The following is a 15,643-nucleotide window of genomic DNA, read 5'->3' as shown; positions in this document are numbered from 1 at the left end:
CCCCTTACGCGGCGACGCCGCTGCGGGCGGCGTTGCGCACATGCAGGAAGTACACGTCTTCCAGGTCCGGCGCGATCTGCACGAAACCGCTGTCGGGCTGGCTGTCGGCAAACACATTGATCTGCGGCTTGCCGCCCACCAGGCGCGTCGACAGCACATTGTGCGACTGCTGGTACTGCGCCAGCTCGTCCATGCTGACGCTGCGGCGCCAGACCTTGCCGAGCAGGGTGTCGATGGCCGCCTGCGGTTCGCCCTGCACCAGCACTTGCCCCTTGACGATCATGGCCATGCGCGGGCACAGGTCCGTCACGTCGTCGACGATGTGGGTCGACAGGATCACCACCACCTGCTCGCCGATCTTCGCCAGCAGGTTCAGGAAGCGGTTGCGCTCGTCCGGATCCAGGCCGGCCGTCGGTTCATCGACGATCACCAGGCGCGGCGCGCCCAGCAGCGCCTGGGCGATGCCGAAGCGCTGGCGCATGCCGCCCGAATACGTGCCCAGGTTGCGCTTGCGCGCTTCCCACAGATTGGTTTGCTGCAGCAAGGCTTCCACGGCTTCCTTGCGCGGGCCCTTCTCCGTCAAGCCTTTCAAGACGGCAAAGTGGTTGAGCAGGGTTTCCGCGCTGACCTTCGGATACACGCCGAAATCCTGCGGCAGATAGCCGAGCTGGCGGCGCAGGCCGGCCTTGTCCTGCAGCACGTCGACGCCATCGAAATGGATGCTGCCGCTATCGGGATCTTGCAAGGTGGCAATGGTACGCATGAGTGAGGACTTGCCTGCGCCATTCGGACCCAGCAAGCCGAACATTCCGTTGGGAATCTCCAGGCTGACATTGTTGATGGCCTTGACGCCATTGGCATACGTTTTGTTCAGCTGTTTGATCGATAGCATGTGCAGCACTCTCCAGAGCTTGGGTATGAAAGCCGGCAGATTCCTGTCTGCCGGTCTGTGTCAGGGGATCACCCTTGTTTTGTGACAACCGCGATGGCGGATGTTACTCAAAAACAATAATATATAGCCAATTGGAAGAAAATTAATGTTTTTGCGACCAGGGGTGGAAATGCGGGGCTGAAATGCGGGAGGGGAGGATGAACGACGTGGTGCTACACTCGCCAGTTTCAGCGACGCCAGGCGGCGGAAAGACGGGACCATGCCGGAAACACAGAACATGACATTGCGCGCCGTTGCGCCGGGGGAAGCAGGGGCGCTGGCGCGGCTGTTCCAGCTGTACTGCTACGAGAATACGGCCTGGAGCGGCGAAGACGTGCTGGCCGACGGCCGCTACGATGTGTGCGATGCCGGACTGGCCGAGTATGTGCATGCGCCCGGACATACGGCCGTCTGGATCGAGGTCGATGGCGCGCTGGCGGGCTTCTTCGTCACGGAACCCGGCATGGCGGGCGCGCTGCCGGTCCGGGAGTTCAGCGACTTGTTCATCTTGCAGAAATACCGGCGCCGGGGGCTGGCGCTGGAAGTGGTGCGGCGCGTGCTGCTCGATGGCGAGCAGACGTGGCTGGTGGCGACGTTCCGCGCCGATGCGCAGGCGAATGCGTTCTGGCGGCAGGCGTTTGCGCGCCTGCCGTTTGCCAGGGTCGAGGCGTATGACGATCCGGAATTGCCGCAGTTTCAGCTCTATTTGCTGAAACCGGCGGCGCTCGCTTAAAAGCGCACTTTCACATACGCCGACGGTCCCGTCAGGCGGATGTTCAGGTCGGCATCGCGTTCGCTGTCGCGGTGCAGCTTGATTTTCGAGATGCCGTAGTCGGCCACGAAACCGATATTCTTGAATGGAAACCATTCCACGCCGATATTGCCGCCGTAGATGTGGCCGTTGATGCGCCCGCCATTTTTCTTGATGCCCGACGCTTCCGCATACATGCGCAAGTCCGGCGTGAAGGCGTGGCGCCAGCCCACCTCCAGCAGCGGCGCGAACGCGTGCTCGCTGATGGAATCGCGTGCCGTGGCCGTCTCGCCATTGACGACGCCCGTGGCCGTGCCGTTCAGGTTGGCATGGTAGTAGGCGGCGCCCAGGCCGATGCCGAAGGTGTCGTTGCCGCTGCCCAGCCACCATTTGTAGGCCAGCTTGGCCAGGTCCAGCTTCAGATCGGCATTCGCCGTCGCCGTGCCCGTGACGGGCTGGCCATTGATGATGGTGTCGCCCGTCAGGCTTGGCGTGTAGGATTTGTCGTAGCGGTAGTAGTCGAATGCCAGGCCGTGGCGGTCGCCGATCAGCAAGTCCGCTTTCACGCGCGGGATGGTGGTGTGGCTTGGCTTCGATTCGGGCGCGTCGATACGGCCAAATTCAGTGTCGGCGCCGATATTGATGCGCGGATCGGCGGAAAAGGCGCCCAGCGAAATGCTGACGCGGTCCAGGGTGGGCGACGGTTCCGCCCGCGCCGCGGCGGCGGCCGTCGCAATGCCCAGTACGCCCAGCATCATGGCGCTGCGCAAGGCAAGATGGCGCAAACGGGGGGGCGACAGGCGGGCGGGGACGGGCGTGGCAAACATGGGACTACTCCTCAAAATATAAGTGAAAACGGCCGCGACGTCGGGGTGGCTGGTGTCATGCGGCAATGCAATGAGGAAATGGTAGCAATTGTTACTTTTGGATTACGTAGCCGCACGGCGCAACTTACCGTCGGATTTGTCCTACCGTATGTAACAGCCGGTAGGCAGGCGGATGTGCCGCCATTGCCTGCAACGGGACACGCGTGCAAAATGGTGCGCACGAGGAGGAAACACCGCATGAGAATCGCCGCCATTTCCGATATCCACGGCAACCTGGATGCGCTGGACGCCGTGCTGGCCGACATCGCCCGGCGTAACGTGGACGTGACCGTCAACCTGGGCGATATCGTTTCGGGCCATCTGCAACCGCGCGCCACGGCGGCGCGCCTGATGGCGCTGGACCTGCCCACGATCCGCGGCAACCACGAGCGCCAATTGTTCGGCGACCCGGCCCGCATGGGCGTGTCGGACGCTTTTGCGCGCGCGCAACTGCTACCGGAGCAACTGGACTGGATAGCCGCGTTGCCCGCCACCTTGCGCTTGCGCAAGGACGTGCTGCTCGTGCATGGCACGCCGACAAGCGACCTCGTGTATTTTCTCGATAGCGTCACGCCGCAAGGCAGCCGCGCCGCCACGCCGGCTGAAGTGGCAGAACGGGCCGGGCCGGCGGACGCGGCCCTGATCCTGTGCGGCCACACGCACATGCCGCGCCAGGTGCGCCTGGCCGATGGCCGGCTGATCGTCAATCCGGGCAGCGTGGGCTTGCAGGCGTACGACGATGACCACGGCTATCCGCACGTGATGGAAAACGGCACGCCGCATGCGCGCTATGCCATCGCGGAACAGGGCGCGGACGGCGCCTGGACGGCGCACTTTCACGCCGTCGCATACGACTGGGAAACGGCGGCCCGGCTGGCGCTGGCCAACGGGCGGCCCGACTGGGTCGCGCCCTTGCGCACGGGCCGGGTCGGCGTGCTTACCTGAACTCTTCGGCGACGAGGTTGTACTTCTGCATCTTGTGATACAGGGTTTGCTTCGGCAAACCGAGCACCGTGCTCACTTCGCTGACGTTACCCGAATATGTGCGCAGTTCCTGTTCGATCAGGGCGCGTTCGAAGCCGTTCACTTGCTCCGCCAGCGACAGCGGGCTGGCCAGTCCGGCCGCCAGCAGGCTCGAGGCGCCGCCGGCGATACCGAGCACGAAGCGGTCGGCGATATTGCGCAATTCGCGCACATTGCCGGGCCAGGAATGGGCCATCAGGTTGCGCATCTGCGCGCTGGAGACCACGGGCGCGGCGCGGTTGTAGCGGGTGGCGGCGGCCAGCACGAAGTGTTCGAACAGGATGGGAATGTCTTCGCGCCGTTCGCGCAACGGCGGCAGATGCAGCACGATCAGGTTCAGGCGGTAGTACAGGTCGCTGCGGAATTTCTGCTGCTGCGACAAGTCTTCCAGGTCCAGCTTGGCCGCCGCGATGACGCGCACGTCGACGGGGGTGGGCACGTTCGAGCCCAGGCGCTCGATATAGCGTTCCTGCAGCACGCGCAGCAATTTGACTTGCAGCGACAGGGGCAGCGATTCGATTTCATCGAGGAAGAAAGTGCCGTGGTCCGCATGTTCGATCTTGCCCACCTGCCGCTTGGCCGCGCCCGTGAATGCGCCCGGTTCATGGCCGAAGACTTCGCTTTCGAAGATGCTTTCGGGAATCGCGCCGCAGTTGACGGCGACAAAGTTATGCTTGCGGCGGTGGCTGAAGTCGTGCAGGCAGCGGGCCACCATTTCCTTGCCCGTGCCCGTGTCGCCATAGATCAGCACGTCGGCCGGTTCGTCGGCTACGTCGAGTATCAGGCGCCGTATGTCGCGCATCGCCACGGAATTGCCCAGTAGGCGTGCCTCGATGCCGCCGCCGTCCTCGAGCTGGCGGCGCAGGCTGTGCACTTCCAGCATGAGTCTGCGCGTTTCCAGCGCGCGCAGGATGACGTCGACCAGCTGGTCGGACGAATACGGCTTTTCGATGAAATCGTAGGCGCCCGTGCGCATGGCGTGCACGGCCATCGTGATGTCGCCATGGCCCGTGACGAGGATCACGGGCAGGTGCGGGTCCAGCGTCTTGACGGCTTGCAGCAGCTCCAGGCCGCTCATGCCGGGCAGGCGCACGTCGCTGACGATGATGCCGGGAAAGTCCGGCGTCAGCAGTTTATAGGCCAGTTCGGCCGAGTGAAACGCCAGCACGTCCAGGCCGGCCAGTTGCAATGCCTGCTCGCTGCCCTCGCGTACGGTGGGGTCGTCCTCGACCAGCAAGACCTTCAAGCCGTCAAACATGTTTTTCCTCCTGCGTTGCAATCTGTAGTTCGATGGTGAAGACGGCGCCGCCGCCGGGGGCGTTTTCGGCGCGCAGCACGCCGCCGAACTGGCGCGTGATCTGTTCGGAGATGGCCAGGCCCAGGCCCAGGCCCAGTCCTTGCGGTTTGGTCGTGAAGAACGGCTCGAACAGGTGTTCATACACTTCCGTCGACAGGCCGGGGCCCGTATCGGCCACGTGGATCAGCACGTGCTCCGGCGTGCATTCGACGGCCACGCGCAGGCTGCGCACGTCGCTGCCGTTCATGGCATCGAGCGCATTCGCGTACAGGTTCACCAGCACCTGCTCCAGGCGGTTGCTTTCGCACATGGCGAAGATGTCGTCGGGCGGCAGTTGCAAAGTAAAACGCACATTTTCCACCTGCAGGCGGCGCTCGACGAGGAACAGGGCGTTGCTGATCGCCGTGGGGATCGAGACGGAAGTCAGGCTGGTCGTCGATTTGCGCGCAAAGATCTTCAATTGGCCCGTAATGGTTCCCATCCGGGCCGCAATTTGCGAGATCTTCGCCAGGTTGCGCCGCGCATCGTCGAGCCGTCCCCGTTCCAGCAGGATGACGGCATTGTCGGACATGGTGCGCAGCGCCGTCAACGGCTGGTTGAGTTCATGCGTGATGCTGGCCGACATCTGTCCCAGCACGGCCATCTTGCCGGCTTGAAACAGTTCATTTTGCGTGATGTGCAGCTTTTGCTCGGCCTTGCTGCGCACCTCGATTTCCTGGCTCAGGCTTTGCGTCATGGCATTGAGTTCCGAGGTGCGTTCCTCGACCATGGCTTCCAGGTTGTCGTAGGCATGCTGCAGGTCTTCGCGGGCGCGCAGCTTTTGCGCCACGGCCGCGCGGCGCTGGCGCAGGTAAAAGAACAGCAGCATGAAAAAGCCCAGCAGCACGCAGGAGAAGGCGGCCGCCGCGCGCGCGCTGGCCTTCGCCTGCGCCAGGTCGGACAGGTAAATGAAAGTCCAGCCTTGCGGCGACTTGAGCTTGATCTGCGTCATCACGCTGGAGCTGATCTTCGGCGGCGTGTCGGCGTGTTCCTGCTCGCGCACGCTGATCACGCGGGCGCCATTGCCCAGTTGGCGGTCGGAGACGAAAGGGATGGCTTCCAGCTGCTTCGAATAGTACTGGCGCGTGCGGTTGAGTTCTTCGACGATGGCGGGCGACAGGGGCGCCAGGGTCTTGTACTTCCAGTCCGCCATGGAACTGAGGAAGATCACGCCGTGCTCATCGGCCAGCATCACCTTGTCGGCGCCCTGCACCCAGCGTTTTTCCAGGGTTTCCAGGTTCACCTTGACCGTTGCCAGGCCCAGCATGTGGCCATTCTGGTAGATGCCGTGGGCAAAGAAATAGCCGGGCTCGAGCCGCGTCGTGCCGACGCCATAAAAACGCCCCGGCGTGCCGCGCAGCGCATCCTGGGCGTAGGGGCGGAACGAGATATTGTCGCCAATAAAGCTGTCCGGTCCCTGCCAGTTGCTGGCGGCCCGCGTGTTGCCGTCGAGGTTGCTGATGAAAATGGTCGACGATTTCGCCTGGGCGTTCATCTGCTCCAGGTAATGGTTGACGGTGTCGACCAGCACCGGGTCTTCCGGGTGCTGCAGCAAACGGATGACGTCGCGGTTCAGCTCCAGCGTCTTGGGCAGGAAGTCATATTTCTCCAGCGCATTTTCCAGGCTACTCACATACACTTCGAGGCGCTGCGCGCCGCTGGCCTGCAGCTTGCCGATGGCGATGCGTTCGGTCCAGAAATACACGAGCCAGACGGTGGCCAGGCAGGCGGCCAGCACCACGCCCCAGGCCAGCGTTTCGCGGCCCGACCGCTGCGACAGGCGCTGGCGCCAGGAAAGGGAGGGTTTGGTAGTACTGCTATTCATAAAATCAGCTGCCAACTTGCAAGAACCCACAGTATCGCATTTAAATATTGCGTAAAAAGAAAAAGCCGCCGGATATGCATCCGGCGGCTCACGCTTTTATGTCACGGACAGTTCAACGTCCTTAGAACGTGTGGCGCATGCCCAGGTTAAAGCCGCTGGTGCCGGTGCCGTCGTCGGTGGCATTGCCGACCTTGTAGGTCGCGCCGTTCTTGTTGCTGATGTGGCCGTAACCGGTGTACAGGTCGCTGCGCTTGGACAGGGCATAGAAGGCGCCGATGGCCCACTGTTGGGCGTCACGGTTGGCGTTGCTCTTGTCGTTGTGGCGGATGTACGACGCGACCAGCTTGGTGGCGCCGAACGGGGCGCTGAAGCCGACCAGGATGTCGTTGCTCTTGCTGTCGTTCATGGCGCGGTTGTCGGCGTAGCCGAAGTTGCCTTGCAGCACGCCGAAGTCGTAGCGCGTGGCCAGCAGGGTGTTGCGGCTTTGCTGGGTCGCCAGCGGATTTTCCTGGCGGTGATGCGTCAGGGTCACGTTCAGCGGGCCGTCGATGTAATGCACGGCACCGCCCATGCTGCGGTTTTTCGCATTGTCGCCGGCCACTTCGCCAAAGCCATACGCCAGGTCGGCCGACAGCTTGCTCCAGGTCGGCGTGCTGTATTGCACCATATTATCGATGCGGTAATTCGGCGTCATGATGTTCGACGCCGTGCCGGCCAGGCCGATGACGAACGGATCTGCCACATCGCGCAGGGCCAGGTAATACGGCGTGTATTGGCGGCCCAGGGTGACGGCGCCGGCGCTGCCGGTCAGGCCGACGTACGACTGGCGGCCGAACAGCCGGCCTCCCTGGCCCGAGGTGCCGGTATCGATATTGAAACCGCTTTCCAGCACGAAAATGGCGGCCAGGCCACCACCGAGGTCTTCCTTGCCCTTGAAGCCGATGCGCGAGCCCGAGGCCACGCCGGAAGCGACGCGGTTCAGGCGGTCTCCAGCCGCATCCTTGTCGAACACCAGTCCGGCGTCAGCCACGCCGTACATGGTGACGCTCGATTGGGCCATGGCGCCGGTGGAGGCTGCGCCGAGGGTCAGCAGGGTAAACAGGACTTTTTTCATGAAAATCTCTCTAATAAGTTGGAATGACTACTGATCGCACTACCTGACTGCTTGTTACTCAACATCGACAACAAATAAATGGCCCGCTTGTGGCGGGCCATGGCGCTATCAGGCTTTGCTAGCGTGATCCGCTTCGCCCCAATGGCTTTCCGTGTTCTGGTTGGCCGCATTGGCCGCGGCTGCTTCTTCCTCGGTGGCCAGGCCACCTTCCCACTTGGCGACGACGGCCGTGGCGACGGCATTGCCGACCGCGTTGGTGGCCGAACGGCCCATGTCGAGGAATTGGTCGACGCCCATCAGCAGCAGCAAGCCCGCTTCCGGAATATTGAACTGGTTCAGGGTAGCGGCAATCACCACCAGCGAGGCGCGCGGCACGCCGGCCATGCCTTTCGAGGTCAGCATCAGCAGCAGCAGCATGGTGATCTGCGTGCCGATCGACAGGTCGATGCCATAGGCTTGCGCGATGAACAGCACGGCAAAGGTGCAGTACATCATCGAGCCGTCGAGATTGAAGGAGTAGCCCATTGGCAACACAAAGCTGGAAATCTTGCGGTCCACGCCGAACTGGTCGAGCGCCGTCAGCAGTTTTGGATACGCCGCTTCCGAGCTGGCCGTCGAAAATGCCAGCAGGAAAGGTTCGCGGATCAGGCCGACGAGTTTGAAGATGCGCGGGCCGATGACGACGAAGCCGGCGCCGATCAGCAGGGCCCACAGGCACAGCAGGCCCACGTAGAAGCCGCCCATGAACTTGGCAAACGTGACCAGCACGCCCAGGCCGTGGGTGGTGATGACGGAGGCCATCGCGGCGAACACGGCCAGCGGGGCCAGGTTCATGATGGTGCCGGTGATGCGCAGCATGACTTGCGCCAGCTGGTCGACGACGGCCGTCAGGGTCTTGCCCGATTCGCCCAGGCCGGCCAGTGCGCCGCCGAAGAAGATCGAGAACACCAGCACTTGCAGGATTTCATTGTTGGCCATGGCCTCGATCGGCGACTTCGGCACCAGGTGCGTGAAGAAATCTTTCAAGGTGAAGGCGGCCGTTTTCAGATTCGTTGAAGCGTGTACGTCCGGCAATGGCAAGCCGAGGTTGGTACCCAGCTGCATCAGGTTCGACAGCACCATACCCAGCGCCAGCGAGACCAGCGAGGCGACGACGAACCAGCACATGGCTTTCAGGCCGATGCGGCCGGCCGTCTTGCCGTCGCCCATGTGGGCGATGCCGACCGTCAGGGTGGAGAACACCAGCAGCGCAATGATCATCTTGATCAGGCGCAAGAAGACGTCGGTGACGATGGAAATATTGCCAGCGATTTGCTTGCTCATGTCCGCATCGGGGAAAGCGGAATGGCATCCATAACCGACGGCAATGCCGAGGATCATGGCAATCAGGATGTACAGGGTTAATGGCCGTTTCTTTTTCATTATGACTCCTCCGGTGAAACGCCGCTGTGAGCGGATTATTGATTGCGAGCAACTCAAGCTTGGAGTCAATATTTCTCAAAAACAAGCCCTTGCGTGCCAGCGATTATTTGCAGCAAAACCTGTACATAGCAAAGGATATGCCTGAAATGGGAATTTGGGACCTAACTTCTTAAGTTGTTGATTTGAGGAAGCTTTTTTGTTGCTTAGATGTCGCAACTTTGCACGCTTGCGCGAAATATTGGACGCGGCAGGCCATCGCTGTATGACTTTTCATACGCTAGTCACGGCAGGGTGGCGGTACGCCAAAAAGGCAAGATTATCAGGACAATAAAAAAGCCCCTCCGAAGAGGGGCTTGATGTGGCGCAATGCGTGTTTAGAACTTGATATTCGCCGTCAGGCTGAACGAACGAGGCTGGCCCGGGGTGTAGCGGAAGCCGGATTTGTTGATGGCCGCCACATAGGTCTTGTCGGCCAGGTTGTAGGCGTTTAACTGCAAGTCGAGGTTCTTGTTGACGGTATAGGTTGCCATGGCGTCGAAGACCCAGTAGGCATCCACGCGGGCCGGCGTGCCGACGGCGCCATCGGTGCCGCGCAGCATTTCACCCACGTAACGCGCGCCGCCGCCGATCTTCAGGCCGAACGGCAGGGTGTACGAAGTCCAGCTGGTGAACGCCTGTTTTGGCGTGTAGGTGAGGATCTTCTCGCCGCTGGCCGTGAAGACCTTGTTCGACTCGACCTTGGTATTCATGCGCGTATAGCCGGCGCTGACCAGCCAGTTCGGCATGATCTCGCCCACCACGCCCAGTTCCAGGCCTTGCACGCGCTTCTTGCCGGTCTGATAATAAATGGTCGAGATCACCGGATCTTGCTCCACTTCATTCTTGACGGTGGTCTGGTAGACGGCGGCCGACAGCGACAGTTTTTGCTTCAGGAAGTCCCACTTGGTGCCGATTTCCTTGGTGATGGTTTCCTGTGGGTCATACTTCGGGTTTTGCGCGCTGCTGGCGGCGGTGCTGAGGTCACTGTTAGTGCCCGGCGGCGCCTTTGAGGTGGCCAGCAAGGCATATACGCTGCTGTCCGGCGTCGGCTTGTACATGGCCGAGATCTTGCCGTTGGCCAGGGTGTCGCTCAGGGTCAGGTGAGTCGGAATCGGTGTGCCCACTGGCAATGGCTGTACCGCGGGCGCAGTCACGGCCCCTTGCAGGGTGACGGCGTCATTGGTGGTGTTGAAATGGTCGAAGCGCACGCCGCCGTTGAAGATCCACTTGTCGCCAAACTTGACGGTGTCGAACACATACAGGCTTTGCGTGTTGACTTCGCGTTCGCTGAAGGCGCCGCTGCGCACGGGGTTGTGGCCGGTGACGGTGTCGCGTGGATTCGGGTGGTACAGGTTCGCTGCCGGCAAGGTGCCCAGGCTGGCTGGCACATAGCTGTAGTTGGTCTGTTTTTCGCTGGTGAACTCGGCGCCGGCCACCACGGAGTGCTTCAGCACGCCCGTGTCGAATTGCGCGCTGACGACGGTCTGGTTGGTCAGGATCGTGTTTTCCTGATCCTTGACGGTGCGCAGCGAGCGCGCCAGGGTCCAGGTCGACGGATCGGTGGGGACCGGTGTCTTCAGGTTGCCCATGCTGCCCATGAAGGCCGTCAGCAGGTAATCCTGCTGGGTCTTGCCGTAGCGCGTGGTGTTCTGGATCTGCACGTTGGGCGAGAAATCATGGTCGATGCGCAAGGTGCCCATGTCGGCCTTGACCTTGTCGTAGTCCGAGGTGGAGCCGTAGAAATTCTTCGGATCGACCCTGGCGGCGCCGTTCAGGAAGCTGCGGATGATTGGTTGGTCCTTCGTGGCGACGTCCGGCGTCGAGTAGCCTGGCAAGCCGATGGTCGGCACGCCGCCGTCGGGCACGTTGTTCTGGTCCACGTGCAGGTAGCTGGCCGTGATGCGCGTCGGTTTGCCGAGGCCGAAGGTGACGGTGGGCGCGAAGGCCCAGCGCTTGTTCTTGACTTCATCGCGCGCCGGGTTGCCGCTGTCCTGCGTCATCAGGTTCAGGCGCATTGCCGTGCCGGTATCGCTGTCGAGGATGCGGTTCCAGTCGGCCGTGGCGCGTTTCTGCTTGCCGCTGCCGGCCGTCAGCAGGGAATTGAATTTGTTTTCCATGGTGGCCGTCTTGCTGACCAGGTTGATCGAACCGGTGGGCGAGCCGCGGCCGCTGTCCGTGCCCGCCGGGCCCTTCAATACGTCGATCTGTTCGATGTTGAAGACGTCGCGCGAGATGGAACCCACGTCGCGCACGCCATCGACATAGATGCTGCCCGACGAATCGAAACCGCGCATGTAGACGGCGTCGCCCGTGTTCGTGTTGCCGTTTTCCCCGAGGAAGAAGGTACCGACGCCAGGCGTGTTGCGCAGCGCGTCCGTCAGGGTCAGCGCACCTTGCTGTTCGATCAATTCCTTCTTGATCACGACGATGGTTTGCGGCGTATTGACCAGTTCTTCCGTGTACTTCGGCGACGAGGCTTTTTCGGCCTTGAAATCATTTTCCTTCGAGCCCACGACCTTGATTTCGTTCAGGGTTTGCTGCGATGCCGGGGCGCTTTGGCCGGCCGGGTCGGCCGCCTGGGCGGCGACGGGCAGCAGCATCACGGCCAGGGCGGCGCCGATGTGCTGGTTGAAACGGGTTGGGGCGTGTTTGCGGCTCTTGATTGCCATCTTGCTCTCTCGATAAGGTCAGGGTAGTGGTTCCTGGCTGGCTCTGCCCCGCTGTGCGTTGGCACGCGGGCAAGTGGCTGGCGATGGAGACGGAAGGCCGTATTGTAATTATTGGGCAGTAATCCGTAAATGAGAATCGTTATCAGTCTCGTTTACACAACGAATTAGGCGTATCGCAAAAAAAACACTGTCACGGCCCATGAATGCTTGCTTTGCGCTCCGCCCGCTGCTATGCGCGCAGGCGTCCGGCGGCGGGAGTATGATGAGCAACCTTTACAAATTTCCTCCAAGCATGCTGCACACACCCGCTGCCTTTGTCCCCCTGATCGATCCTCCCGAACCGGCCCCGGCCGCCGAGCAGACGCTCACATTCGTCTTTCACCGCGGGCGCCTGCTGTTGCGTACGCCCGGGCTGACCCTGCCCACTGCCGCCGAGGCCGCCGCGCTCGATATCGACCTGAGCCGCGCCCAGCCCGTGGGGCTGTGGCAAGGCCGCTATTGCCAGACCGTCTGGGCCGACGAAGAGTTGCCACCGGGTGCAGGCCTGGCCTGGCACGGCATGCGCTCGCTGTTCAACGCCGTCGACGATGACTTTCTGGGCCTGGCCAGCCGCGCCGTACAGCTGGCCGAGTGGGCGCGCACGCACCGCCATTGCGGCGTGTGCGCCACGCCCATGCAGCGCACGTGCGGCGAACGCTGCTTTACCTGCGCCGCCTGCGGCATGCTCGCGTATCCGCGCATTTCGCCGGCCATGATGGTGCTGATACGCAAGGGCGAGCAGGTGCTGCTGGCCATGCATAAAAACTCGCCATCGCAGCGTTTCAGCCCGCTGGCCGGTTTCCTGGAAGCGGGCGAATCGATCGAGGAAGCCGTGCACCGCGAAGTGATGGAAGAGGTGGGCTTGCGCGTGCACAACCTGCAATACTTCATGAGCCAGTCCTGGCCGTTTCCCCATTCGCTGATGATCGCATTTACGGCCGACTACCTCGATGGCGAAATTCGCCTCGACGAGAACGAGATCGCCGAGGCGCGCTGGTTCGGCCCCGGCGATGCGTGGCCGGAGGCGAGTTCGAGCGTGTCGATCTCCGCGTTGCTGGTCGGCGCGCACCGTCCGCCGGCGTAGCGGGAAAAGCAGGGGCTGCTCAGGCAGCTTGCCGCATTTTCTATATACTGGCGGCAATTGAAAATTTTAGGGTGGTTTAGCATGTCTCAAGAAGAATTCTCCGAAAACGACTGGCGCCGGCTGATCAGCAGCTTTGGCGAAGATCCGCAGCGTCCTGGCTTGCTGGAAACGCCGGCGCGCGTGGCCAAGGCGTGGAAGCACTGGACGTCGGGCTATGGCCAGGATCCGGTGGACTTGCTGAAAGCCTTTGAAGATGGCGCGGAACAGTACAACGAGCTGATCGTCGTGCGCGGCATCCCCGTCTACAGCCATTGCGAACACCACCTGGCGCCGTTCTTCGGCAAGGCCACCATCGGTTACGTGCCCAACGGCAAGATCGTCGGCCTGTCGAAACTGACGCGCCTCGTCGATTGCTTCTCCAAGCGCCTGCAAGTGCAGGAACGCATGACGATGCAGATCGCCAACGCGCTGATGGAAGTGCTGGAACCGAAGTCGGTGGGCGTGGTCGTGCGCTGCCGCCACCTGTGCATGGAAAGCCGCGGCATCCGCACGCCGGGCGAAGAAACCATCACTTCGGCCATGCTGGGCGAGATGCAGCCGAACCTGGCGCTGCGCACGGAATTTCTGGCCTTGGCGCGCGAAAGCTGATTTTTCGGCGACGATGCGGGATGAAGGCGGCATATGCCGCCTTTTTTAATGGGCTTCCCGTTCCGCAAGGTAGCGCGCCGGCGGCTTGCCCACCGCCTTGCGGAACATGGTGACAAAACCGCTGGTGTTTTCATAACCGAGTTCCAGCGCCACCGCTTTCACGCTGTGGCCTTGCGCCAGCCGTTGCAAGGCCAGGATGACGTGCAATTGCCGGCGCCAGCGGCCCACGCTCATGCCCATTTCCTCCAATGACAGCCGGGTCATGCTGCGCTCGCTCATGCCGATGCGGCTGGCCCATTCGGCCAGGGTGCTTTTATCGGCGGGCTGCGCCAGCAGCAGGGCGGCCAGGCGGCGCAGCCGTGCATCGCGCGGCATCGGCAGATGCAAGTCTTCCACGGGCGCGGCCGCCAATTCATCGAGCAGGGTGGCCACCAGGCGTTCCTGCGCGCCATGCAGCGCAGCCAGGGTGGGAAAACCGGCCGCCTTGGCGATCAGTTCGCGCAGCAGCGGCGAGACGGCCACGGTGCAGCAGACGGCGGGCAAGGCCGGCGCCATGGCCGGCTCGACAAACAGGCAATAGCACTCGGCCTCGCCCACGCCCTGGGCTGCATGCATCAGGCCGCCCGGTATCCACACGGCGCAATGGGGCGGCACGATCCACACGCCGCTTTCCACCTCGCAATGAATCACGCCCCGCGTGGCGTACAGCAGCTGCCCCTTGCGGTGCTGGTGCGGCGCCTGTTCCGCATCCTCGCGCACGCTGGCCAGGCCCACGGCCAGCAAGGGACGCAGCACGCCATCGACGTCGAAATCGAGGATGGAGGCGTCATCGTCCAGACCCAGGTGGGCCGTCAGCATGCTGGGCAAGAGGGGATGGGGCATGGGACGATTTTGGCTGGATTGAATAATATTGTGGCTATTGTATGCAATGACGCCGGGCGCCGTCATCGGTATCGTATGCTTATCCGCAGCCCCGCTTCAACGGCAACCGCCGCCGCCCGTGTTCTGATGAAGGCCAGGAGGAACGGCAACCCCCTTGAAGGAGTCTCCCATGCAACTCGATATCACCGATTTCCCCCTCGTCTGGATGCGCCGCGACAACGCCGCCAGCAGCCCCGACGATGCCTTGTTCGCCCAGTTCGAGGACTTGCTGGCGCGCCAGCAGGCGTTCGTCATCCTCAGCGAAGAAGGCCTGGACGAGGATGGGCATGACCATCCGCAGGAGGCGCGCAAGCGTGCCGTGCTGTGGATGAAACGGCACAAGGCTGCCCTGCGCGCGTATATCCAGGGCATGGTGCTGGTCGAACCGAGCGCCGCCAAGCGCCTGGCCGGTAAGGCCTTCGCCGTCATGTTCGGCCAGTTCTGGGGCTACCCCCTGCATTTCGGCACCAGCCGCGACGACGCGCTCGACATCGCCCGGCATTTGATCAAGGTGTGGCTGCCGCCCCACAATGATCCGACAAGGCGTCACGACGCCTGACCAAACCGACGCGCAGCAGGTTGGGTCAGGTGGGACTAGTAGCGATAGTCGTTAATGAAGTGCTTGGTGAAGTTGTACTTGCTGCCGCCGTCGAGCAGGTCGACCAGGCGTTTCGGTGCCGAGGCCGACATGAAGGCGTCGGCCGCGCCGCCCGTGCTGCGGAACTTCATGCCCGGGCTGAGGATCTGGTTGGCGCCGATTTTCAGGTGCTGGAAGCTTTTTGTCTTTTCATTGTTGAGGATGAAGTGCAATTCCTGCTTGAAGGTCAGGAAGGGGATCTTCAGCCACCAGCCTTCGTCCGTGCCATAGCTGGCGACGCTGGCAAAGTGCGTGTTCTTGTCCGTCAGCGTGGGTTTGCCCAGGCGGTCGTTGATGCGTTTCATGGCTTCATTCTTGGTCATGCTGTTCTTTCGTGA

The 15,643-nt window shown here is 62.3% G+C and carries 14 protein-coding genes; 5 read left to right on the top strand and 9 right to left on the bottom strand.

Annotated elements, in window-relative coordinates:
* Positions 1-4 precede the first annotated feature (4 nt).
* A complete protein-coding gene (locus IGS61_RS25345) occupies positions 5-892 on the bottom strand; it encodes an ABC transporter ATP-binding protein (protein WP_230542120.1) in 888 nt (295 codons plus the stop codon).
* Between the two features lie 259 nt (positions 893-1,151).
* On the opposite strand from IGS61_RS25345, the gene IGS61_RS25340 reads away from it, so the two are divergent.
* Entirely contained in the window at positions 1,152-1,664 is a 513-nt protein-coding gene (locus IGS61_RS25340; protein WP_230542119.1) for a GNAT family N-acetyltransferase, read from the top strand.
* Here the strand turns inward: IGS61_RS25340 and IGS61_RS25335 are convergent.
* Positions 1,661-2,509 carry an OprO/OprP family phosphate-selective porin gene (locus tag IGS61_RS25335; RefSeq protein WP_230542118.1) on the bottom strand — a complete coding sequence of 283 codons (849 nt, stop codon included), beginning with the start codon at positions 2,507-2,509 and terminating at the stop codon, positions 1,661-1,663. The two genes, IGS61_RS25340 and IGS61_RS25335, sit on opposite strands and share 4 nt — an antisense overlap.
* Before the next feature lie 237 nt (positions 2,510-2,746).
* Here IGS61_RS25335 and IGS61_RS25330 point away from each other — a divergent pair, with 237 nt between their 5' ends.
* Complete coding sequence (locus tag IGS61_RS25330) at positions 2,747-3,493, top strand: metallophosphoesterase family protein (RefSeq protein WP_230542117.1); 747 nt, start codon at positions 2,747-2,749, stop codon at positions 3,491-3,493.
* Here the strand turns inward: IGS61_RS25330 and IGS61_RS25325 are convergent.
* From IGS61_RS25325 to IGS61_RS25305, 5 genes are all read right to left on the bottom strand, one after another.
* Positions 3,486-4,829 carry a sigma-54-dependent transcriptional regulator gene (locus tag IGS61_RS25325; RefSeq protein ID WP_230542116.1) on the bottom strand — a complete coding sequence of 448 codons (1,344 nt, stop codon included), beginning with the start codon at positions 4,827-4,829 and terminating at the stop codon, positions 3,486-3,488. The two genes, IGS61_RS25330 and IGS61_RS25325, sit on opposite strands and share 8 nt — an antisense overlap.
* Entirely contained in the window at positions 4,822-6,732 is a 1,911-nt protein-coding gene (locus tag IGS61_RS25320; protein ID WP_230542115.1) for a sensor histidine kinase, read from the bottom strand. Before IGS61_RS25320 ends, IGS61_RS25325 begins: the two co-directional genes overlap by 8 nt.
* 121 nt (positions 6,733-6,853) lie before the next feature.
* A complete protein-coding gene (locus tag IGS61_RS25315; RefSeq protein WP_230542114.1) occupies positions 6,854-7,846 on the bottom strand; it encodes a porin in 993 nt (330 codons plus the stop codon).
* 108 nt (positions 7,847-7,954) lie between these two features.
* Complete coding sequence (locus IGS61_RS25310; protein WP_230542113.1) at positions 7,955-9,268, bottom strand: dicarboxylate/amino acid:cation symporter; 1,314 nt, start codon at positions 9,266-9,268, stop codon at positions 7,955-7,957.
* 374 nt (positions 9,269-9,642) lie between these two features.
* On the bottom strand, positions 9,643-11,976 hold the full coding sequence (locus tag IGS61_RS25305; RefSeq protein ID WP_230542112.1) for a catecholate siderophore receptor Fiu: 2,334 nt from the start codon (positions 11,974-11,976) through the stop codon (positions 9,643-9,645).
* 292 nt (positions 11,977-12,268) lie between these two features.
* Here IGS61_RS25305 and nudC point away from each other — a divergent pair, with 292 nt between their 5' ends.
* Together nudC and folE are read left to right on the top strand one after the other, a co-directional pair.
* Entirely contained in the window at positions 12,269-13,099 is an 831-nt protein-coding gene (gene nudC, locus IGS61_RS25300; RefSeq protein WP_230542143.1) for an NAD(+) diphosphatase, read from the top strand.
* An 81-nt stretch (positions 13,100-13,180) separates the two neighbouring features.
* Positions 13,181-13,747 (top strand): GTP cyclohydrolase I FolE, encoded by a 567-nt coding sequence (gene folE / locus IGS61_RS25295; protein WP_034754386.1) that lies wholly within the window; start codon positions 13,181-13,183, stop codon positions 13,745-13,747.
* Between the two features lie 45 nt (positions 13,748-13,792).
* On the opposite strand, the gene IGS61_RS25290 is transcribed toward folE, so the two are convergent.
* Positions 13,793-14,605: an AraC family transcriptional regulator gene (locus tag IGS61_RS25290; protein WP_442908105.1), complete on the bottom strand. Its 813-nt coding sequence runs from the start codon at positions 14,603-14,605 to the stop codon at positions 13,793-13,795.
* A gap of 193 nt (positions 14,606-14,798) precedes the next feature.
* Between IGS61_RS25290 and IGS61_RS25285 the strand changes: the two genes are divergently transcribed.
* On the top strand, positions 14,799-15,227 hold the full coding sequence (locus IGS61_RS25285) for a hypothetical protein (protein ID WP_230542110.1): 429 nt from the start codon (positions 14,799-14,801) through the stop codon (positions 15,225-15,227).
* Between the two features lie 35 nt (positions 15,228-15,262).
* On the opposite strand, the gene IGS61_RS25280 is transcribed toward IGS61_RS25285, so the two are convergent.
* Positions 15,263-15,628, bottom strand: coding sequence for a hypothetical protein (locus IGS61_RS25280; protein WP_046683244.1), 366 nt, complete (start codon positions 15,626-15,628; stop codon positions 15,263-15,265).
* Positions 15,629-15,643: the final 15 nt, after the last annotated feature.

Source organism: Janthinobacterium sp. FW305-129 (assembly GCF_020858115.1).
GTDB lineage: Bacteria > Pseudomonadota > Gammaproteobacteria > Burkholderiales > Burkholderiaceae_D > Janthinobacterium.
Note: the sequence above shows the minus strand (reverse complement) of the source record. Positions and strands in the feature narration are given on the sequence as shown.